Consider the following 21,016-nt stretch of genomic DNA (forward strand, 5'->3'; position numbering starts at 1 on the left):
AGTATCGCGAAATGAGTAAGAATTACATTTTTCGAGAGTTAGAGTGCCAAATGACCAAGGAAGAGGTCGCTGAACGCTGTTTTAAAACTGTGAGGACTGTCACGGGTTGGGATGAAGGAAAACCGATACCACCTGAGTGTAAAAGGCTTATGCGTATGGCAAAAGGTCGGGAACAGTTCAAAATGTTATACGACCGAATGGAACTCCCAACTGGACAAATAGTTAAGCCACAACAAATCCTAGCAGGGATTGCGCTTTTGGGGATTCAATCAAAGCTTGAAATCAAGACTTCTACTCACTTAATGAAAATAGCTCGTGCTATAGCTAAGATCATGTAACTCTTTACATAAACCACTGTTATTTAAAGTTTCTCAACATATAATCGATGGGGTAAGTGTGCTGTATAGGAAGGTTCTGGTTCATTTATCAGAGTCTTTCTATCTAGGTTTCGATGACAATGTCTATAAGCTTGATAAAAGGCTTTTTTTTGTATTGAAGCAAGAGCCCTCCATAAATTGCTAGGAGTTATGAATTGAGCCGTTTTGAGCCGTTGTATAAATTTCGGGAAGTTAACAAATACAGTTTAAGTTCAATCGCTGAGAACACATTGTGGTTTTCACATGTGGATGATTTCAATGATCCTTTTGAGTTGTTTTACAAAATAATTTCTGGAATCAACTTAGATAATATGGACGATGCTCTTGAGGTCTACCTTAGCTACGCAGAAAAGAATCAGATGTCCAATGCAGACTTTAAGAATGGATTTCTTAAAACTCTGGCTACGTTAGATGAAGAGGCGAAGTATTCCATCATTGAGAAGATATCGGACACGATAAAACCTCTACAAGACGACAAAATCCACAAAGTTAAATCAGATAACAAAATCTTTAGCCTATCTTTTGCAAACGATCATCCTTTGCTTTGGGGTCATTACGCTAATGGTCTAAAAGGGATGTGTATTGAATATGACTTCAATAAGCAAAAAAAACCACTCAATATCGGCTACTGTCCAGTAGATTACTTGGATAAACCATTCACGATAAACGTACTTAACTTATTGAAAAATAATACTGATATATCTATTTACGGTAATGAGATATTTGCGACTAAAAATGAAGTTTGGTCTTACGAAGAAGAGTTTCGGCTAGTATCTGAAAATGAAGTTATGCCTGAAAACAAATACCAGTTGAGCGAAGATGTTATTAGTTCGATTATCATTGGCGAAAAAATGTCTGTTGAAGACCAATTAAAAGTCAAAAGCACAATCGGTGATAGGAATATCAAATTGTATAAAGCAGTCGCAGTTCCATCTGATTTCAGAATTGATATTGTCGAATACGAAGACTAGTAAGCAAAAGCAATGTCAGTTAATTGCTGTTGCTTATGCCGAATTTACCCCCGTGATACATAACGGGAAAAAGCAAAAATACACGGGTAGCTAAAGGTTAAATATAACGTTACAGGGTCACCGCTAGGTTGAGGAGCACTAGCCCTAATTTAAAAGTTTTTGGGTGGAAGATTAAGTGACACGGAGTGCCACTTAGGAATGAGTAAGATTATACGCCGTTAAAAACAGGCAGAGCTTCGAACATGACTAATACGTTGATAACAATGATGCCCACACCGTAAATGAATACCCCAATCAACACCAACTCTCCTCCAGGTACTCGATAAGGTTTCGCTTGCTGATGTTGTTCGTCGTTATTTTCTTGGTTGTTAGAAATAGCTTTCTGTAACCTAGATTTTCTAGCTAGCAATGCCGGTACGATACACGCCCAAATAGCCGCGGCCGATGCGGCATAACCAATTGCGGCTAGAAAACCGAAAGGAAAGAGAAGAGAAAAAATCAGCGGCGGAATAAATGTGACCGCCCAAGTTTTGGTTCTGCCTTTTGAACTCGCATCAAATTGGAATAAATCGGCTAAAAAATCGAATACCCCCAAGCCAACCCCTATAAAGCTCGACAAAATAGCGGCCGCGGAAAAAGCGCTAATGACATTTGATAACGTTTCTTCTGCTAAGACAGATTTTAGGCTAATGAGTAAGGTGTCTATATTGCCACCTTCGGCAATGATAGGTCCGAAATTTACTCTTGGTAAGTTCCCATAAATACTCATTAACCAAACAGTGTAAGTAAAAAGAGCAATGATCGTTCCGCCCATGATGGCTTTTTGTGCAAGCCTTTCCTCACGGTAGTAATCTCGTAATGTTGAGACGCTATGGTGGTACCCAAACGCGGTCAAGGTAATGGGAAAAAAGACCCACACGTATTGCGCATACTCAAATTTCAGATGAGCAGTATCAAGCAAAGTACTGAGGTTGACATTAAACCAAAGGCCTACGGTGCCAAAGCTAAAGCTAATGATCATAAACAGCATTAAGACTATCGAAATACGGTCGACCATTTTTGTTGAATGCCAAACTAGCCCAGAAAAGATAAAAACGAAAAGGATGGAGGCCAGTTGGGGGGCAATACCAAAATATTCATTCAAAATTAGTCCTGAAGAGGTGATATAGGCATACAGCAAGATCCCCCCGACAAAGTAAATCATTAGGTTATTAAAGAAATTAACCTCTTTACCTAACAAGTCTTTCGTTATGGAAGAGAAAGATGACCGGTAAGGGTAATCTTTTAAAACTTCGAGCAACAAACAGCCACTAGTTGTCATGATAATCATGGTGAAGACCAAAGCCATTAAAGCCCCTATGGTCCAAACTCCAGCCCCAGCGGCTGGGAGCCCAAGCATACCTGCACCAACGCAAATACATGCGACGATACACGCCCCTCCGATAAGTGAAGGCGTCTTCACGGTCATTGATGGTTTCACATTATCCATAACCTGTTTTGTACTATCCATAAATGGTTACCTTTCATTGGTTCGACATTGCTTTTTATATGACCACTACCCGCTTCGTAATGTTGGGCAGAATTTTAAAATCAAAAAAAGCGCTAGAATCAAGGACTCTAGCGCTTAGCTTTTAGAATAAAATAGTAATTACATACTAAATTAGGCACATAATTAGACATGAACCGAATAACGTTCGTCATCGTTTTCATCTGAAGAAAGGTGATTACTCCCATGATTGAGAGAAGTCCTGATCTTTAAAGGCTGCAGCAAGGCCAGTGACCTGCTGCAATCGTAAAACCTCATCTTGGTCCATCCCTAGTTCGTAACAAATTTTATTATTCGTCCAACCCATTCCTTTAAGCTGAATGATCAGGTCTGCTGTGAGCTCTACTTGATGGGAGCCTCGCGCAAGATTATGACGAACAGATGCCGCCATACACTTTTCTTCAGGCAAACTAAGCACCACTGCAGGAATATAGCCCTTTAATACTTGTAGCTCAGGGTGATTCAACAATAATTGATAACGATGAAACCCATCGATGACGACGTATTTTTTCAAGGATGTCTTCAATCGATTAACTAAAATAGGCATGGTTATACCATTTTTATCCATCGACGTTTTTAGGAGCTTACTTTCTGGAGGCGCCATTTTATTTGGGTTGTATTGGTTAGCTTCTATCTCATCAAGTGGGATCATTTCAACATGACAAGCGGGCGGTAAATCAGGAATAAGCTCGATGAGTACTTTGGCCGCTTTATTGTAAATTGCGACCTTGTCAATGGCTTGTTTGTTCGTGTTCTTGATAGGTTTCAACGGCTTCTTGATGCGACGTTGATAAGCTAGAGTAGGTTCACTTTCCATTCGTATCACTCTCTTCTCCATAGAGGGCATGGTATTGTTTTGCTAAGGACTTGTTGTACCCAAAAGAGAGTCCTCGGCACCAATAGTCATTTTTAATCAGTACTTTACAAATCCTTCTCCAACTTGGAACTTGCTTCCTAGATTCCAATTTACTCTCTGCGTAATCAGGGATGCAGGTCACTCCTTTTTGAGGACCGTTTTTACGCCACCACTGTAAGAACTTAAAAATTCGGTCTCGGTAATGTTTTTCTACATGTGGCGGCATGGTTTTCAGAAGGTATTTACTGTATTGCCGGTAGCTAAGTCCCGGTGGTAATTCAAAGCGATAATAACCAAGGATACGCCCCTGGCTTTTTGAGTATCGAGCACCAAAGTTACACCCTTCTACTCTGGCAACCAGTTTTTGCCAGGTATCAGGCTCTAATATTTGATATAGCCAAAGGCCCTTTCTTTGCTCATCTCCAAAAGGTTGGCAAAGTCGCTGCTGTGAAAGAGGGACGCCGGCCTTATGCATTAAGTCGTAAATACGGTTGTAATCCCAATTGAAGCGCGAGTTCGCGACCCAAATATCTGGAGTTTTCCAATCATAAAGAGGGTAAGCCATGTAGACGTCACCCTGCATTTGAGTCGTCCAATATTTATCATCAAATTTCTTTTTGGCGCGATTTTTAATAGTTTTAAAACGATGCAAAGACTCATCCGCTCGTATACCAATGAGTACAGCAATTGGTGTGCCTTTCTTTTGTTGGTACCAATGAGCAAATTTAAAAACGAAATCCTCAAATTCCATGCCTTTATTAAAAAACGGGAGATAATCAAGAGCAGAAATCACACCTTCATGCTGTGGGACTTCCCTGACCCATTGCGCTTTTTTATCAGGGTCCCAACAAAGCCATTTAGGCTGAAATTGTGAAATTGAATTTCTTAAACTAAGCGGTAAGCAAACCCAGTATGGGTTTACTTCGCCACGAAGTACCATACGCTCAATAAAAGCATGAGTTTCGTGGTATTGGGCTTCGAAATCTACGATGAGTACATCAACAGGCAGTCGGCCACGTTTTTTTGATTCTTGGATAGTTAAGTTCAAAAGAACACCAGAATCTTTCCCTCCGGAAAACGAGACATAAAAGTGGCTAAAGTTGTCGAGAAGGTACAATATTCTTTGGCGCGCTCCTTCAAGCACATTGTAATCCTGCTGAATCTTGTCTCGAGAGAAGTAACCTTTTCTTCTTCCCTTAGTAATACTAGGTACGCCCTTGGTAATCATGGGTTCACGAATGTTATTTAACATTCAAACCAAGGTACGTAGATTTCGTGTTTTTTATAAATTAATTATTGGTAATTAATTTAATTTCTAGGTACAGATTTGAAGCCTCATCATAAAGAGCCGCTCTCCCGTTGTGATTTAGGTAAGAACGGCTTGGCTTACATTAAAAACCAAAGTGAAGGTTGCCTCTTAAACCTATAATCCAACTGTCATCGGCTTTTGAGTTAAACGGTAAAGTGTGAAGATATTGCACATTAGGAGTTAACGAGAGAGCCCCCCAATTCATGCGGTAATAGATTTCTGAATTATAAGAATCATCTAGTTCGGCATTAGGTTTAGCCCAACCTAGAGCGATACCAAGCATTCCAGACCCTACCCCACTATATCCTGTGCCAAACACGACCGAAGATTTGTATAGAGCCTCAGGTCCTTGCGCGACCCCGGCTCTGAAAAATGGTATCCATGAGCCGGTTTTATATATGGACGACCAATTTGCGCCATAGTTTTCGCTAGCTTTCTCTTTTGGCCCATCACTGTGCCAAACTGTTAGGTGTGAATTCTTCAAATAAAAATCGTCTTTCGACTCCACCCAACCTATTTCTAGGGACTTAAAATATTGATTATCATTGATGAACTGTTCAACACCATCGAAAGGCTTAGTCGAATCAGCTTTTGCATCAGAGAAACTTGCATAAAAATAATAGTTTTCCGACATCATATGGCGTAGAACGCCGCCGAATGTTGATTCATCTGGGATTGGGATGGAACCGGAACCGGTACTAAACTGTAAGTTAGAAAAACCATAGTAAGGGTTACCCAACTGATAAGTATCAACATAATCAGTCGTATCTAAAAAACCAACCATCATATCGGTAGATTGTTTATTAAAGGTTTGTGTCCAATAAAGATTTGTTAACCTTAAACCTATATCACTAAAAGCTGGTTGGATTAAACCAAACCCTCCGACATTACCCATGACAAATTCAGAGGGCGTACTATCTGTATAACCGTGCTTATGATCAACCCTCAGCTGCAAAGCTCCGGTATCACTCTCTTTTTGGTAAGCTAGCCAATTCAATGTAATCCGTGCAATACCAGCTGCCGCACTGCTGTCTTTGTTCGGCAAGCTCTCACTGGACGTTAAACCAAAAACATAATAATCCACAGCTCCCTTTAGAGCTTTATCTTCAGCCGCATTCGTCAATGTTGGCGTGCCAAAGACAAACATTACGGCTCCCAAAAGCGTTAGCCAAAAACGCTTTGTCTTTTTCGTAAATGGTACATTCTCGCTCATATCAATAACTTCCTGTTGTTGTCATGGTAGTTGTACGGCTCGGCTCAACTTTTGTTAGTCAGAAGGTATTAAGAGGGAGTTGAAAAACGAAATCTTGTAATTAATAGGTAATTTAAGCGCTCGGATTTATCCATTTGTCATACTCATTTATTAAAATCACAAATCCCTCATTTTTAGATACCAACATCAAAAATTGAGGTATATACTATTTCTCATTCCTATACGGAGGCAGAAATGGACAACCAACACACTACAACCACATTTCAAGCGCTTAAAACCGGTGCAGACGCTTACATTCAACGTCGTAATCAACGTTTATTGGCTAATCACCGCAAAGAGTTGCGTAACTTTACTCGAGCAGAAGCATCGGCCTATCTTGGCATTGATGCAAAAACGCTTGATCGCTATGTTACCGCTGCGGCGATAGATCCTCGTCGTCATGAAGACTCGCAATGGTCGATCGATATCGCGGAAATGTACAAGGTACGTAACTTACTGCCGGAAAATCTACGTAAAGACGCTAAGTTCATACGCAGTGAGCAGCAAAAAACGCAAGTGATGGTTATCCAGAACCAAAAAGGCGGTGTTGGCAAAACCGTTTCTGCCGCGACTATCGCATCAGGTTTGGCGACCGAATTTCATCAAGAATACCGTGTTGGTTTAATAGACATGGATGGCCAAGCCACGCTTTCGATGTATTACGCACCCGAAGCCGAGCAAGAAGGTAACTTGTCTGTTGGTGATCTGATGATGAAAACCTTCGATCTTGATGAAGGTGAAACCGTTGAACAAGTTATCTCTGAAGCCTTTCTTGAAACGACTATCCCAAACTTACGCATTCTACCTGCAGCACAAAGTGACCGTGCGATGGAAGGTTGGTTTCATGAGCAAGTGTTCGGCCAAACCTTAGCTTCACCTTATTCACTACTAAAGGACATCATCGATAGCGTTAAAGACGAGTTCGATATCATCATTATCGACACTCCACCTTCGCTCGGCTATGCGACCTTTAACGCGTATTTTGCCGCGACGAATGTAGTGTTCCCGTTATCGATTACAGAGAATGATATTGATGCTACCTGCTCTTACTTCAGCTACATTCCTCAGGTGTGGGCGCTGTTAGAGAACGCAAACCATGAAGGCTACGACTTCATGAAAATATTACTGACTAACCATCGTGATAGTTCAACCACGACCGAATTAATGAATAACCTGTACGATCAGTTCTCTCCTTACTTGTACTCTAAAGAGTTTAAGCACAGCGAGGCTGTCCGCCAGTCGTCTTCCCTACTCTCGACCGTTTTTGACATGTCGAAAAGTGAATACCCGAAAAGCAAAGCAACCTTCCAAAGCGCGCAACAAAACAGCTATGAAGTAACAAGCCAAATATTGCGCGATATTCTCAACGTTTGGCGTGAACAGGAGAACAAATAATGGCGAAAAAACGTGGCGGCAGCCCTCTAGGCAATGCTCCTGGTTCAGCGCAAGCACAACAGTCCGCGGCCAAAGCTAATTTAGACACACTCACCAATCAACTCAGCACTGAGCTAGAAAAAAGTGGGCAAAACGCCGAAGATTACCTTAGAACAAAGTTCGGTTTAGAGTCCGTTGGCAAAAAAATGGTTTGGCAACTAGCTTCTGGGTCAACTGCGACCTTCAACGAAGTGACATTGTCACACGATCAAGTTAAGCAGAACTCTTTTGTAACCTTTGATGTGAATGGCCGTGACCAATCTTTGCTAACCAAAGAGTCTTTGGAAGATTTGAACTCGTTAGAATTTCAACAGTTTTACCCTGCTGTTGGTCGAGAAATAGATGGTCGTATCGATGTGCTTGATGGATCTCGCCGTCGAGCTTGGTTCTTACTTCAAGAAGGCCGCGTAAAAACATTCCGAATCCTCGTCACCCAAGACGAACTGTCTACAGCCGATGCCAAAGCACTAGCAAAACAGTTGCAAACCGCAAAAGAGCACAACCAACGCGAAATTGGCTTACAGTGTCAAACTCTAATGAAGAACGGTGAACTCACTCAAGAAGAGACGGCAAAGATCTTAAATATAAGCCGCCAAGCAGTAGGTCGAGCGCTAAAAGCAGCCAGCATTGACAGTAAATTGATTGCACTATTCCCTGTCGTTAACGACTTATCTCATACTGATTATTCACTGCTAGCTAAAGTGATGAAAGCCTTTATCAATGATAAGAAAGCTCTGAACAGTTTCATAAAAAAAATAGACATTAAATCTGTCAATGCTCAGCCTGAGCAGAGCCAAGAAGATACCAAAGACGAGCTGATTACTTACATAAAAAATGAGTTAAAGATTGTTGAAGCCAAACAACAATCAGACAAAGCTACCGTGACTTCGTTAGCTGAATTCGACAGTAAAGGCATGTTCGCACGTAAAAAAGTGAAAGGCCGTAACTTCTCGTATGAATTTGGGCGATTGTCCAAGGATGTTCAAGCTGAACTTGATGAGGCTATCCAATCAGTCCTAGGTAAACATCAGTAACCCTCTCAAAAAGGCTCTATATTCCTCGGAGCCTTTCTCCTTCTCTATAATCACTAGAATTCCACATAAAAAATAGGATGACTACAAGTAGTACGACTAAGCTATTAATAACAAAGTAAAATTGGGGAACTTCCTTATTAGGCTTAGGATTACTTCATCCTTTATATCCAAAAAATTGGCTAAGTGCAGAGTGTTTGACTCGAGGTGAGCCAACGTTCAAATGGTGGTTCAAACCTGGCGCAAAAACCATTAATTTATGGCTAATAAATGAAACCCAAGGCCTTGAGTTAATTTCCCCCTAAAAACGCCATCCCCCCTAAAACAATCAATATACCGCCAGCGCATCGAATACTATAAGAGAGCCACTTTGGTCTTTTCGTCACCCAAAATCTTAAACCCGATATCCCCAAAACACATAAGAAATCTGCACTGCTAAACATTACATTGGTAAAGACCCCCAAAATGAAGAGCTGAACTCCTACCGATATTTCCGATTCATGCGCTACAAACTGGGGAAGAAAAGCAAAATAAAACAAGGCGGCTTTCGGATTAAGAACATCGACAAACACACTATCCCAAAAGATTTTACGAGGGGAGCTTAACAAAGGGTCACCAAGCGCAGACTCAAAATGAACATGAGAGGTTATCTTTTGATAACCAAGATAGATAAGATAAATGCCCCCTATTTTCTGAATGATCTCTTGCAACAAAGGGGAGTTACTAAAAACCGTCGCGAGACCAAATGCGACAAGAATGACATGAAAGTATCCTCCAACATGCAGACCTAACACAGACAGTAACCCAATTTTTTTACCGCTAGAGACCGTCTGGGCGACACTATAAAGCATCGCTGGACCAGGCATAAAAGCGTAAAGAAGAACCACCGTAACAAAAATCAACAACTGATTACTTTCTAGCATTCTTACCCTCCTTTATTTCCTATCACACTCAAAAAACCATCACCTTGAAGGACGGCGTTTTTTTTGAGTGATTCTGTCCTAGATAAACAAAGACTTTATAATTTCATAGAAGTAACTAGATGATACCGAAGAGACAAAGGGGTTAGCTCTAAGTTAGCGGTCAAAGATTCGATGTGGTTAGGCACCCCGCAGCCCTTCGAAAACCACCTAGCTACCAACGAATAAGCTAATGTTTTTTCTAGAATTTAAAGCTAATTTACCTATAAATAATACCCATTCACTCCGCCTGAATTAAACGCCCACCCTCAACCAATTAACCACAACAAAAAGGGGGGATAAATAGAGTCATTAATAATCATTTTTTATTAAGAATTAGGAATCTATAGCTATAAATTGAAAGGATGTGATATGAATAAATTCTCAAAAGGAGTTTGGGGTTATGGACACACTTATATGCCGTTCTTTCCAATCATTTATCGACTTCTGCGACAACGAGATCGTTGAGGGCAAAAATGTTCATTGCACCTTTAAAGCCTGCAAGGACAATGACTGGCGTTGGATGAAGATCTACTTAGAAGACAAAGGAGGTAAAAATCTCACCTTCAGTTTCATATAAAACAGATAGCATTATCTAATGTGCAAAAAGCCTTACACTTCAATTCAAATATTATTCACAAATTTATTAATAATATTCAAAATATGAGCCATTATATAAAAGCCTAGGGATTATAATCTAATCACCCTTCTCTAGGTATATGGAGAAACACTATGTTAAGAGCACAACTGGACAACGTAAAACTGCCTATAGGTAATTGCGTACTGCAAAGAGACGACTCGGGGGCTCAACTCATCCTCAGTAATCAAAAATCATTTTCAATCACTCTACCTGAAAGCTGCATATTAGAAACTCTGATCCAAAAAGAAGAATTTATTTCGACTAAAGAAGAGCTGATCATTGCTGCGTGGGGGAACCCGGATATCATCGGCCCTAACTCTTTGCCAGTCGCTATTACCAATCTTAGAAAAGTCTTAGAACTTGATAGTATCAAAATCGTAAATGTTCCAAGAAAAGGTTACAAGATCCACATTCCTGAATTTGAAACTTCGCTAGACCCACCGAAACAGATAAAGTTACCTCGTTCTAGCCAGTTTTCGTGTCCACTCAAAAGAACATCAAACAACTACTTAAGACTCTACCAATGGGCTCTTGTTGGCCTATCTTCCACAATCCTCTCTGTACTAATAATCAGCTATTTCTACTTCTGGCACGAATTTGACATCGTCAACGTCAACGTCAATAACCAATCGAGCCAAATCTGCCTAACTAAAAAGGATGAAATTCAATTCATCTTAGCCTCTCAAAAAAACTTAGCTTCTCAGTCCCAGGAAAACTATCACACTAATCCATAACTCTCGTTGCTTTAATTTTTTCAGATAAAAGAGAGGTAGCCCCTTTGCTGTCTGCAAAGGGGCACAACTTAAAGTGCAGGTTCCAATGTAGCGTTAAAGTGTCTCAAGACCTTAGGCTCATAAGTAAACTTTAAACCTGCAATTGATGAAGCACGTTTCTTCACTTCTTTAAAAGCAGCAATAATGTAATCAAGGTGAGCCTGTGTATAGGTTGCTCTAGGAATAGCTAAACGAAACAATTCAGCCGGGCAAGGCAGCTGCTTTCCTGTTTCAGGATCACACCCTAGTAATAAAGAACCGATTTCTGCACCTCGAATACCTGCCACCTTATAAAGCTCACAAGACAAAGCATGTCCAGGAAACTGTTCTGGTGAGATATGAGGTAATAATGCACCGGCATCAACAAAGGCAGCATGCCCACCCGCTTGCTGGCAACGGACCCCTAACGCTTCTAGGCCGTTCACTAAGTATTCAACTTGCTGCAAGCGTGATGCTAACCAGTCTTCTTCCATTCCATCATAAAGTCCAACAGCCAAACGTTCCATCGCCCCACCTTCGAGACCTCCATATGTTGGAAAGCCCTCCAATAACACGCATAGTGTTTTGCATTCCAACTGCACATCTAAGAAGCTATCGTCTTTGAAAGCGAGTAGCCCACCAATAGGAACCATGGCATCTTTTTTCGCTGACATAGCAAAGAGATCGGCATATTTAAACGCTTCTCTGGTGATCTCTTGAATGCTCCAATCAGAATAACCAACTTCACGCTGTTTAATAAAGTAAGCATTCTCAGCAAAGCGAGCGCAGTCCATAACAACAGGGATACCATAAGATTCCGCTAATTCATAAACAGCCTTAAGATTAGCAATGGAGACTGGCTGGCCACCTGCAGAGTTGCAAGTAATCGTACTTACTATATAAGGCACGTTTTTAGCTCCAACCTCTTCGATTCCAGCTGCGAGAGCTTTCAAATCAAAGTTACCTTTAAAGTCTGCTTTAATTTTAGTATTAAAAGCTTCAGGTGAAGGAACGTTGATCACTCGACAGTTATTGTGTTGAGTGTGCCCTTGTGTGGTATCAAAAAAGTAGTTTGAAAATGCGGCCATTTTGTCTCGCTCTAGCCCTTTATCTCGCTCAGATTTATTGATCAAAGCTGGGACATATAGCTGCTCAGCTCCCCGTCCTTGGTGTGTGGGGATGGTAAACTTATAACCAAAAATATTTTTTACCGTCTGACTAAGCGTCCTGTAGCTTCGACTGCCACTGTACGACTCATCACCTTTCAACATTGCAGATTGCATAGCCTGTGTCACTGCACCTGTACCGCTATCAGTAAGCAAATCGATAAACACATCGTCGCTCTCTAATAAAAAAGGGTTGTACCCTGCTTTCATCAGCGCCTGCTCTCGTTCTCGCTCCGTTGTTCTTTTCACTGGTTCAATAACCCTAATTCGATAAGGCTCCGGCACATAGTGTGAATCCATCGGATGTTCTTTATTATTGCTTATTGCTGACATAGGTATTTCTCCAGACATTTTTATTCTTAATGGGTACTTGGAGAAGGCATAGCTAAAGCTCTCTAGTTCAGTACACTCAATCCTTATTATTGCGGATTAAGGCGCTCTCGCTTTACCTCCTCCAACCGCACAAAAATGAACCAACAAAATGGGTTTGGATATTAATTTCAGCGTAATTTAACTATTAATAAATAAGAAAGATTAAGTGAAAAATGGAACTGGGGATGCCAAAAGTATGGCGCTTTTCCAAGAAAGGAAATATTGAAATTTACACGCACTTTCTCAAAGGGATAGTAAAGCTAAGTCATTCATTTTTATTAATAATAATAATTAAATAAACAATCTACTCTCGAAGTTTCACTATGGATATTTGTGATATGAGAAAGGAACTAAAAGTACCTTTTCGGTTAAATAGAGATAGCGAGTTTATTATGATTCTAGGCAATACATTAGTTGTAGGTGCAGGACCCGCCGGCATTCAAACCAGTCAGATTCTTGCTCCTTTTAGTCAGAAAATAGCTCTCATAAGCAAAAGCTCTCATCAATGGGAGAATAGAAAAAGACTAATGCGACAACACGGAAACGTTGCTAGCTGTGAAGTAAGTAAGCCACAATTAGCACCACTTGTTGGTCTTATTAGATTTGATGAACTTTATACAGATTTATCTCCCCTGCCCTCTTCATGGGACACGCTAGTTCTAGCGACCCCCGCTCACGCCTATTGTGATGTCCTAGCTTCTTTTTCTGAGCTCTGCTTGAAAAATCTAAAGCAAATTATCCTTATGTCATCCATGATTGGTGGGTGTCTTATCCTAAAAGGGATATTGAAAAAGAAAAAGGTATCTCCCAACATCATTCTTTTTTCTAGCTACTTTGCAACGTCTCATTTTTCATCTAATCCAACAACACAACACCCTCTTACAGTCACGACTAAAACCGTGAAAAAAAGAGTGTATATTTATCTCTCCGAACCCAATGATGTCTTGTTTAATGCTTTAAGGAACGCATTAGAAAAAGTGAATGTTCAAGTCGTTCTCTTTGATAACCCATTTAGTGTAGAAGGCAGAAACGCTGCAGCTTATGTACACCCAGCTTTTCTAATCAATACGTTTTCTTTAGATCATATTCTTTCAAACGAAGATGACACTAAATACATGTATAAGCTCTACCCCGAAGGCCCTATCACCATGGAGTTGATCAAAGAGTTACTGCATCATTGGAAATCAATTTCTCGCCTACTAGAACATTACTCAGCGGAACCAATCAACTTACTTCAATTGCTCAATGACGAAAATCTCCCCGTACTTGAGGCAACGATTCCAAAAGATAAAATAGACTCTTTCAATGAACTCAATGAAATAGAGCAAGAGTACCTACTCTATGTTCGATATAGCACAATACTGATAGACCCAAACCCTTTTTCAGAATCCAACACCAAAAAAAGCACTTTTGAGGTTTCTGCTAAGCCTTATCTCAAGGGAAAAATTAGAAAAGGACGACTACAACTACCTAGAACACCATTAGAAGATTTGCAGACACTTTATTGGCTTAATCATTTAGTTCAACAATCTAGCCTTGTTTCTTCTATCAGCTTTCAATCAATAGAAGTATTTGAATCTTGGGTAAAAGAAAGAAACCTGCCCACGACATTAATCCAAGCCCTAAAACAACGCGCTTCTGAATACTACGTTCATGCGACACCTTCTATCAGCCAATAAATTATCCTTAATTACTATAAGCCTAGGAGGAGTTTGCTTAGCATTTTACCGTTTTGCTTCACAAGAAGTCAGTAACGAAGGAAAAGGAGATTAAGGTGCGAATAAGAAAAGCAACTATCAACGACATATCCTCTATCAATGCTCTATGTCATGAACAACTGGCAGGTAGCCACAGTAAAATGAGCCATTACAACAGAGAACGAAACGAATACAGCTTGAATGATTACAACTTAAGCAAGCTAAGAATTATTGAATTACTTTTCACCGAATCCTTGATAAAAGAAAAAATCGAGAATAAAAACACTTATTTTTTCGTCGCTGAAACAAAAAAGAAACAGGTAGTAGGCTACCTAATCATCAGTGTTCATTATCCAAAAAGAAAGCCAGTCATCCAACAACGAGCCCCATCTTTTTACGCTTATGTCGAACGATTCTATGTGTCATGTAAATACCACGGACAAGGTATTGAACTAGCACTACTCAATAGTTTTGATTATTGGAAAAAATACAAATCAGCACACTAATATTATCTTTCAAAATATAGAGAAAAGTTGTCAATGCTCAGGCTGAGCATTGACAACTTTTCTCGCATTTAAATCAGCCTAAATCGGTTCGTTTTCCACTCTAATCCATCAATCACACCTTCTTGGTACATGCCTCCCCAATCATAAAAGAACGGCGCAAACCCATGTCCACCGGTTAGGTGGGATAGAGCAATACACACCACCACAACCCCTGCGGAAATTGCATATTCGATAGGGTCACCGGTTCTAAATCGACCTCCAAACAGATGGAAGCGCCTATCACTGTAAGGCGAAAAAGGCACACCTGATACTGTCATCGCATCAGTCAAAATATGGCTAACGCCACCCCAAGCAAATGCCATCCCGATCCCGTGATAATCCCAAACCAAAGTAAAGGCTAGGGCAGCCAGTAACCAATGCGTGAAAACATGTGTGGGGCCTCGGTGTTTGATATGTCGATTGCCAACCTTAAGTACGTATTCAAACCAATCAGGAGCAGTTGCACCTGCGACACACACAGCAACATGAGGAGGTGACACCACAGCACAAATCGCGCCAGCAATTAAGGTGTGATTGAACCATTTCATTGTGATTGGGTATCGGAAGTAGGGCGGGGAAGGTAAGCGAGTTTTTGAAGATAACGGTTCATCTGATCAGTATATGTGGCCTCACACATTGCCACCAAAGCTAAACGATGCTCAACGATTTTAGCTTCATGCGCCAAAACATCTCGATGAGAAGAGGCCACCTTTTCAAGCAAAGCGACTTGCTCTGATACGTTCGCCACCCCTTTTTTCACTCTCAGTTGCGCTCTGGCCTCCAAAGAGAGATAAAGCCCCATTAAGCGATAGGCATAATTTCTATCAGCTAAGGATTGAGTAAAGCTTGCTACAGAGGTAGCTGTAGCGGTACGACGCTGATATTCCCATTGGCGCTCCCGAGATTGTTCAGTTGTGGAGTAGAGCGGCATTTTGCCAACTATTCCAATGTAATGCTCAGTTATCTCTGGCCAACCTTCAGGATCATACTCATCGATGTTAGATTTCATGCCCGCAACCAAGTTTAAATCGAGCTTAAATTTACTCTTCTCTGGGTAGCACTTAAGTACAGTGTTAAAAATCGCATCCGGATCCACTTTTGGTGCCGGCGTGAGGGCAGGGGTTGGGACATTATAGTGGGGAGCTTGACCTTTTAAAGTAGGGAGCTCGTAGGGCTTGATTTCTGGCGGTAGCACCTCAGCTTCCTCCCAAGGCACACTAATACCCCAATCATTGGCATAGGCAGCACTGAACGCGCATAAACTAATCCATATAAGGAAAACATTAATCAGCACGCGTCGACCTTCTTCCAGTACCTAACATCTGAAGCCCACCAACAACAGCACCAGCTTCCCATGCACCGGCCACCACACACATCGCTACCATGAACCAAATCAAGGCTTTGGTCGTGTCGTAACTAACATCACTCTCTAAATTAATTCGCTGTGGAGCACGGCGCTCTACGATAGGCCGAAAAGAAGGAGGGAGCCTCCCTTCCTCGCTTGATGTCATTAACCAAACTTTGGAAGACAGTAAACATTTACGGGCTATTTGTGCTTTTCGGCCAGTCAGCTTATGAGCGTCATCAATAAAAAGTAAGGCTTGGGTGTCAAGAAGGTAATCAGCTAAGAGATCCGCCTTAAGCTGCAAGTTGAGCTTCCCCCAGGGCGTATAATCTTCTGATTGTACTTCTTTGTCTTGGTGCCATTTTGCAATGCCTTTCACCTCCACCCAACTTGATAAAGGCATCAGCCCCTCAAGTAAAATAGGTTGCGGCTTTTTCCCCCAGATTTCGTGTCGGCTATCCTTTAAGCGCATAAGCCAGCGGCTTTTACCTGAATCATGCGCTCCCGTAATTAACTGACACTCCTTCCGGCGCAAGCTGGTTTCTTTACGATCACGACTTGGCGCAAAGCGTCTTGGTGCATCAACAATCAATGGTGTCACATAACGTGTTCCATCTCTTCGCACTCGTTTATGATCGGTTCTGAGTTTCAAAAATCGCATTCTATTCCGTCCTTACTTGTCCAGAATAAATCACCGTATTAGAAACTGAAAAAACCAAATAGCTCATTTCGAGCTTGTTCAAAACTCCATGTAATTGACATGTTTATAAGCAAATTAAAAGTAAATTATTGAGCGAAGAACTACTGTAAAAATCGCACAAAGAAAAAAATTTTCATGTGAAACATAGGGGTAAACAACAAGGACAAGAGGCACAACAACGACCCAATAACCATATGCACGAATAATACGGTCATTTAATTCGTTCACATTTATGACAGGCAATAAAATTCTTATGACGGGCTGGGTGATGCAACACAAAAACGTTAACATCAACCAAAGACCATCTTTCATTTTATTGTTGGCTTTTCAGTCTCATACTTCATCAAGCGCGTATTTATACGACAGATTAATTAGGGCTGGGCATAGTCGCTTGGCTCGCCACACCATTGCAGGTCAAGACGTCACTCTTTCCCCTTTCTAAATAAGTTTGTGTACTACTTTATCAATCTTCTTATCTAGCGAATTCATCACTGAGAGCTTGTTTGTATCTAAATCCATGAACCTAGATTTAGCGTGTCCCCGTCTAGACACTATGACACTGTCACTTACTATTTCTTTTACTAAGCCTAAAAACTTAGTTCCACCCATTTATTTTATATCGCTGGCGAACACCCGCAACGATCAGGGTAGTAAGACCCTAAAACGCGAGTACACAATAAAAAGTTAATGGATTAAATAAGAAAAAAATAAGAAATCAAGCGATCAAAAATCCATAGATTAATGAAGATAAACATATCAATTACATGCGATTAGTGACAAACATAAAGAAATTTCAAAGCTAGATGTTAGAGTATTAACACTTACTTAACGAGCAACATCAAAGCTCTCTAGAGATTTGATGTTGCTTGTTAAGTCACCGACTGAACCTGAGTGAAGTTGGTATTATTGTAAAACTAGATCCTAAAGGTTCTAGTTTCTTAGTAGCCACCTAAAAGTATAGACATTTACCGAAAATATATTGATATTTACCGATTTATTATAAACATTTACCGATAAAATATTAATATTAGACGATCTTACATATAAACATTTACCGAACTTAAGCATTAACATATCAACATTAACCGATCTGGGTGACGGGTAAGATCATAATTTAATGATAATTAATGATATTTGGATCAGGTTGATGGAAAAACAAACAAAAACTATAGCTCATCAGTAATCCTATCTTAAGTTTGATCTTTTAGAATCAAGTAAACATTTACCGAAGTAAGTAGTTATTTACCGATATTTATACATAATTTATGTGATGAGTTATAGATATTTGCCGAAATCATATAGACATCTACTGAAGTTGATGAGGTAAGTAAGGTTATCTGTTAAAATGATACTATCGCACTCTTAGGTAATGATCATGACGTTATCATCCAACTCTAGCCTGACAGTTATTAATGAAGAGGACCGAAAGAATCGGTTTATCTCATCGATTCTTTTCTCTAGAGCAACCATCTTTCACCCTGCATCTCGTTTAACTTCTACGATGCAGTCAAAACTGATTCAAATCGCTCAAAGTGGTGGCACTGATCAAAATCACCCACTAGAAAGTGTGAATATTAATAGTTATGGAAAGAATTTCAGAGTTGATCTGCATGTAGATTATCTACTACAGCCTCATCGCGATATCCTCGAAACTATGCTGGCCTACGCTCAAACGATTCAGTTAGATGATGCTTCTTATGAAGCCGGCGCACGTTTAACCTGGTCTCAGGTGTACCAAACCATTTCTGATGGTGAAATATCAGATACTCAACAAGATGGCTTCGACTCTTTTATTGACCGAGACGCGACCGTTTTATCAATGAGTATGTATGAATTAGCAACCCGAATGGGCATGGCGACCACTCGCGCGAACTACGATCAAATTGAACGCCGCATTACTCAATTAGCAACGGCTCACTTAGTGATAAATGAGCTTGATGAAGAGCAGAACGTAATTGGCAAAAAGCCATTAGAGTTTGTTCAAGATTACCGTTTTTATTGTGACCGAAGTAAATTTAAAACAGGCCGTAAAAACAGTAAGAACCTCACTAACCATGTGTTCTTAGTTCCAGACATGCGTCTGCTGCAGGCGATACGCGACCATGGCTATTATTACCGATTAGAACAGCACAAAATGACCAACTACAGTAAACCGTCTGTTCGTTCATTCTTAAAATACATTACCACGCATAAAGCTGAGTTCTTACACAACAAGAAGTTTGAGTGGGCACTCGATAGCTACATTCAATCTATTGCTTCGAAGGTCAGCCATAGTTTCCGTAGTGATCTCAGAAAAGATTTGCTAGCCAATGCCGTTCAAATCGAAAAAGACTTCAGCCTTCAATTTCGCGATGTGGGTAATGGCATACAGATATTCTACATTGGGGAGGGTGAATCATGATCACTCAATCTCTTGATAGCTTGATGGCTTCACCTGCTAGTCAAAACTTAAGTTTCAGCTTAAAAGGTTTACTTAAAGGACATGTAGGCATGTTAATTGCCGCGCCTAACGTTGGTAAGTCTCACCTAGCATTGTGTATTGCAATGGAACACGCTTCTTCAATGTCTTTACTCGGGATGAGCGCGGCCGATAAACCCGAAAAAACCTTAGTACTGAGTTCAGAAGATAGTGCCGGTGTCATCCAGTCTCGGATGAAAGAAAAGCTGGCTAATTGCACAGCCACTATAAAGTCAGAGCTAAAAAACAATCTCCACTTTCTAACGGATATTGAACCGATAGTGATCCCACCCGATAGCTCGGTCCAAGAACAGGCAGAACATAAGCAGTATTTAGATCAACTCAAGCAAACCTTCTCGGAATTCGACTTAGTGATAGTGGATACGGTGACGGAATCAATAGGCCGTTGTGAAGAGGTAAAACACGATCGCTTAATCAAAAATGTTTTTCAGAGTCTTGCCAGTGAATCAGGCGCCAGTTTGTTGCTTGTTCACCATGTGAATAAAGATGAAATCCGCGGTAACCAAGAAATTACCATGGCCTCAGGTGCAGGTCTAACGTCGATAATGCGATTAACAAAGTGCTTATTTACGTTAAAGAGAAACAAAGAATCGTTGTCGATTAAATACCTTAAGAGCAATTACTTACCTGAAAATGAAAATCAAGAGTTCGCGGTTGAAGTGAGACAAAGCCTCACTATTAATCCACAGGTCTTCAGTTTGAAATCCAAGGCGTCTAAGCCCGCGCGCTCAGCGCAAAGTATTAAGCAGAGCCCTAAAAAAATCACGCTGCCAGGGACTATTCCAGAACAAGAAGAAATTGAAGAGCGTAAAAACCTCAGGGACGTTTTGTAAGCGACCTCTCACACTTTCAAACAGCACCGACATTCGGTGCTGTTTTTTTATCTGACCCTGTTCGCACTCTTTGTTATCCGTTCATATTTTTTCGCTCAGCTTGTCCAGTTTGGATCGCCTTTAATTAAGGAGGAAGCATGGCGAACTACGCGTATTTAAGAGTCTCATCAGACAGCCAAGATGTGGCAAACCAAAAGCACGGGATCTATGACTACACCAATAAGGTTGGGATAGGTAATTTGGTGTTTGTTGAAGATGTGGTGACAGGTAAGAAAAAATGGCGGCAACGTAAATTAGGTGCGTTAGTGGAGGGCATGACGAGCGGAGATTGCATCGTATTTGCTGAAGTCAGTCGAATTGCGCGTTCTACTTTACAAGTGCTTGAGGTTCTCGAAGTGTGTATGGAAAAGAAGATCAATGTCTATATCGCCAAACAGAATTTGCAGCTAGATGGTTCAATGCAATCTCGCATAACCGCAACGGTGCTAGGACTTGCGGCAGAGATAGAGCGTGAGTTTATCTCGATGAGAACAAAGGAAGCGCTTGCCGCTAGAAAGAAAAATGGCATGATTCTCGGAAGACCAAAGGGCCAAGCTGAGAAGCTGAAGCTCGATGTTAAACGTGAACAAATAGAGAAGTATTTAAAGATGGGCTTGGGGATTCGTCCCACAGCCAAATTGATCGACGAAGCGCCGAGTACGCTGCGTGACTACATGAAGCGACGCGGGTTAACCCTTAAATTAGCTTAAGGG

20 protein-coding genes are annotated in these 21,016 nt (G+C 40.8%); 11 read left to right on the plus strand and 9 right to left on the minus strand.

What is annotated here, in order from left to right:
• Together AB6D58_RS19690 and AB6D58_RS19695 are read left to right on the plus strand one after the other, a co-directional pair.
• On the plus strand, window positions 1-338 hold a 338-nt coding region (locus AB6D58_RS19690; protein WP_372158180.1), incomplete at its 5' end, for a regulator.
• 194 nt (window positions 339-532) lie between these two features.
• Entirely contained in the window at window positions 533-1,348 is an 816-nt protein-coding gene (locus AB6D58_RS19695; protein WP_017061989.1) for a DUF2971 domain-containing protein, read from the plus strand.
• Between the two features lie 208 nt (window positions 1,349-1,556).
• Here AB6D58_RS19695 and AB6D58_RS19700 read toward each other — a convergent pair whose 3' ends face one another.
• The 4 genes from AB6D58_RS19700 to AB6D58_RS19715 all read right to left on the minus strand — a co-directional run bounded on the left by AB6D58_RS19700 (window position 1,557) and on the right by AB6D58_RS19715 (window position 6,272).
• On the minus strand, window positions 1,557-2,858 hold the full coding sequence (locus tag AB6D58_RS19700; RefSeq protein WP_137001451.1) for an aromatic amino acid transporter: 1,302 nt from the start codon (window positions 2,856-2,858) through the stop codon (window positions 1,557-1,559).
• A 214-nt stretch (window positions 2,859-3,072) separates the two neighbouring features.
• Complete coding sequence (locus AB6D58_RS19705; protein WP_017061987.1) at window positions 3,073-3,711, minus strand: ParB/RepB/Spo0J family partition protein; 639 nt, start codon at window positions 3,709-3,711, stop codon at window positions 3,073-3,075.
• On the minus strand, window positions 3,701-4,978 hold the full coding sequence (locus AB6D58_RS19710) for a DUF3440 domain-containing protein (protein ID WP_029236519.1): 1,278 nt from the start codon (window positions 4,976-4,978) through the stop codon (window positions 3,701-3,703). The genes AB6D58_RS19705 and AB6D58_RS19710 overlap by 11 nt, the downstream gene beginning before the upstream one ends.
• 163 nt (window positions 4,979-5,141) lie before the next feature.
• A complete protein-coding gene (locus AB6D58_RS19715; RefSeq protein ID WP_017061985.1) occupies window positions 5,142-6,272 on the minus strand; it encodes a carbohydrate porin in 1,131 nt (376 codons plus the stop codon).
• Window positions 6,273-6,506: 234 nt separating this feature from the next.
• Here AB6D58_RS19715 and AB6D58_RS19720 point away from each other — a divergent pair, with 234 nt between their 5' ends.
• On the plus strand, window positions 6,507-7,706 hold the full coding sequence (locus AB6D58_RS19720) for a ParA family protein (protein ID WP_016768704.1): 1,200 nt from the start codon (window positions 6,507-6,509) through the stop codon (window positions 7,704-7,706).
• Window positions 7,706-8,779, plus strand: a complete 1,074-nt coding sequence (locus tag AB6D58_RS19725) for a ParB family protein (protein ID WP_017061984.1) — start codon at window positions 7,706-7,708, stop codon at window positions 8,777-8,779. The genes AB6D58_RS19720 and AB6D58_RS19725 overlap by 1 nt, the downstream gene beginning before the upstream one ends.
• Before the next feature lie 287 nt (window positions 8,780-9,066).
• On the opposite strand, the gene AB6D58_RS19730 is transcribed toward AB6D58_RS19725, so the two are convergent.
• Complete coding sequence (locus AB6D58_RS19730) at window positions 9,067-9,699, minus strand: LysE family translocator (RefSeq protein WP_017061983.1); 633 nt, start codon at window positions 9,697-9,699, stop codon at window positions 9,067-9,069.
• A 439-nt stretch (window positions 9,700-10,138) separates the two neighbouring features.
• Between AB6D58_RS19730 and AB6D58_RS19735 the strand changes: the two genes are divergently transcribed.
• Both AB6D58_RS19735 and AB6D58_RS19740 read left to right on the plus strand, forming a co-directional pair.
• Window positions 10,139-10,315, plus strand: a complete 177-nt coding sequence (locus tag AB6D58_RS19735; protein ID WP_016768702.1) for a hypothetical protein — start codon at window positions 10,139-10,141, stop codon at window positions 10,313-10,315.
• A 152-nt stretch (window positions 10,316-10,467) separates the two neighbouring features.
• Complete coding sequence (locus tag AB6D58_RS19740) at window positions 10,468-11,109, plus strand: transcriptional regulator (protein ID WP_372158183.1); 642 nt, start codon at window positions 10,468-10,470, stop codon at window positions 11,107-11,109.
• A 68-nt stretch (window positions 11,110-11,177) separates the two neighbouring features.
• Here the strand turns inward: AB6D58_RS19740 and tnaA are convergent, their stop codons facing one another.
• On the minus strand, window positions 11,178-12,593 hold the full coding sequence (gene tnaA / locus AB6D58_RS19745; RefSeq protein WP_017097175.1) for a tryptophanase: 1,416 nt from the start codon (window positions 12,591-12,593) through the stop codon (window positions 11,178-11,180).
• A gap of 410 nt (window positions 12,594-13,003) precedes the next feature.
• Between tnaA and AB6D58_RS19750 the strand changes: the two genes are divergently transcribed.
• Complete coding sequence (locus AB6D58_RS19750; RefSeq protein WP_017061980.1) at window positions 13,004-14,344, plus strand: opine metallophore biosynthesis dehydrogenase; 1,341 nt, start codon at window positions 13,004-13,006, stop codon at window positions 14,342-14,344.
• 95 nt (window positions 14,345-14,439) lie between these two features.
• Window positions 14,440-14,868: a GNAT family N-acetyltransferase gene (locus AB6D58_RS19755; RefSeq protein WP_029236518.1), complete on the plus strand. Its 429-nt coding sequence runs from the start codon at window positions 14,440-14,442 to the stop codon at window positions 14,866-14,868.
• Window positions 14,869-14,936: 68 nt separating this feature from the next.
• Here AB6D58_RS19755 and AB6D58_RS19760 read toward each other — a convergent pair whose 3' ends face one another.
• The 3 genes from AB6D58_RS19760 to AB6D58_RS19770 all read right to left on the minus strand — a co-directional run bounded on the left by AB6D58_RS19760 (window position 14,937) and on the right by AB6D58_RS19770 (window position 16,913).
• Window positions 14,937-15,455 (minus strand): metal-dependent hydrolase, encoded by a 519-nt coding sequence (locus AB6D58_RS19760; protein ID WP_017061978.1) that lies wholly within the window; start codon window positions 15,453-15,455, stop codon window positions 14,937-14,939.
• Window positions 15,452-16,123 (minus strand): hypothetical protein, encoded by a 672-nt coding sequence (locus AB6D58_RS19765; RefSeq protein ID WP_017061977.1) that lies wholly within the window; start codon window positions 16,121-16,123, stop codon window positions 15,452-15,454. The genes AB6D58_RS19760 and AB6D58_RS19765 overlap by 4 nt, the downstream gene beginning before the upstream one ends.
• 67 nt (window positions 16,124-16,190) lie before the next feature.
• The gene (locus AB6D58_RS19770; RefSeq protein WP_137001450.1) at window positions 16,191-16,913 is read right to left on the minus strand and encodes a hypothetical protein; all 723 of its coding nucleotides are present in this window, start codon (window positions 16,911-16,913) and stop codon (window positions 16,191-16,193) included.
• Window positions 16,914-18,327: 1,414 nt separating this feature from the next.
• On the opposite strand from AB6D58_RS19770, the gene AB6D58_RS19775 reads away from it, so the two are divergent.
• The 3 genes from AB6D58_RS19775 (at window position 18,328) to AB6D58_RS19785 (ending at window position 21,013) form a co-directional block, all read left to right on the plus strand.
• The gene (locus AB6D58_RS19775) at window positions 18,328-19,353 is read left to right on the plus strand and encodes a DNA mismatch repair protein (protein WP_372158187.1); all 1,026 of its coding nucleotides are present in this window, start codon (window positions 18,328-18,330) and stop codon (window positions 19,351-19,353) included.
• The gene (locus AB6D58_RS19780) at window positions 19,350-20,264 is read left to right on the plus strand and encodes an AAA family ATPase (protein ID WP_017061975.1); all 915 of its coding nucleotides are present in this window, start codon (window positions 19,350-19,352) and stop codon (window positions 20,262-20,264) included. The genes AB6D58_RS19775 and AB6D58_RS19780 overlap by 4 nt, the downstream gene beginning before the upstream one ends.
• A gap of 137 nt (window positions 20,265-20,401) precedes the next feature.
• Window positions 20,402-21,013: a recombinase family protein gene (locus AB6D58_RS19785; protein WP_017061974.1), complete on the plus strand. Its 612-nt coding sequence runs from the start codon at window positions 20,402-20,404 to the stop codon at window positions 21,011-21,013.
• Window positions 21,014-21,016 lie beyond the last annotated feature (3 nt).

Origin of the sequence: Vibrio sp. 10N.239.312.D08, assembly GCF_041466145.1 — a bacterium.
Classification (GTDB): domain Bacteria; phylum Pseudomonadota; class Gammaproteobacteria; order Enterobacterales; family Vibrionaceae; genus Vibrio; species Vibrio crassostreae_C.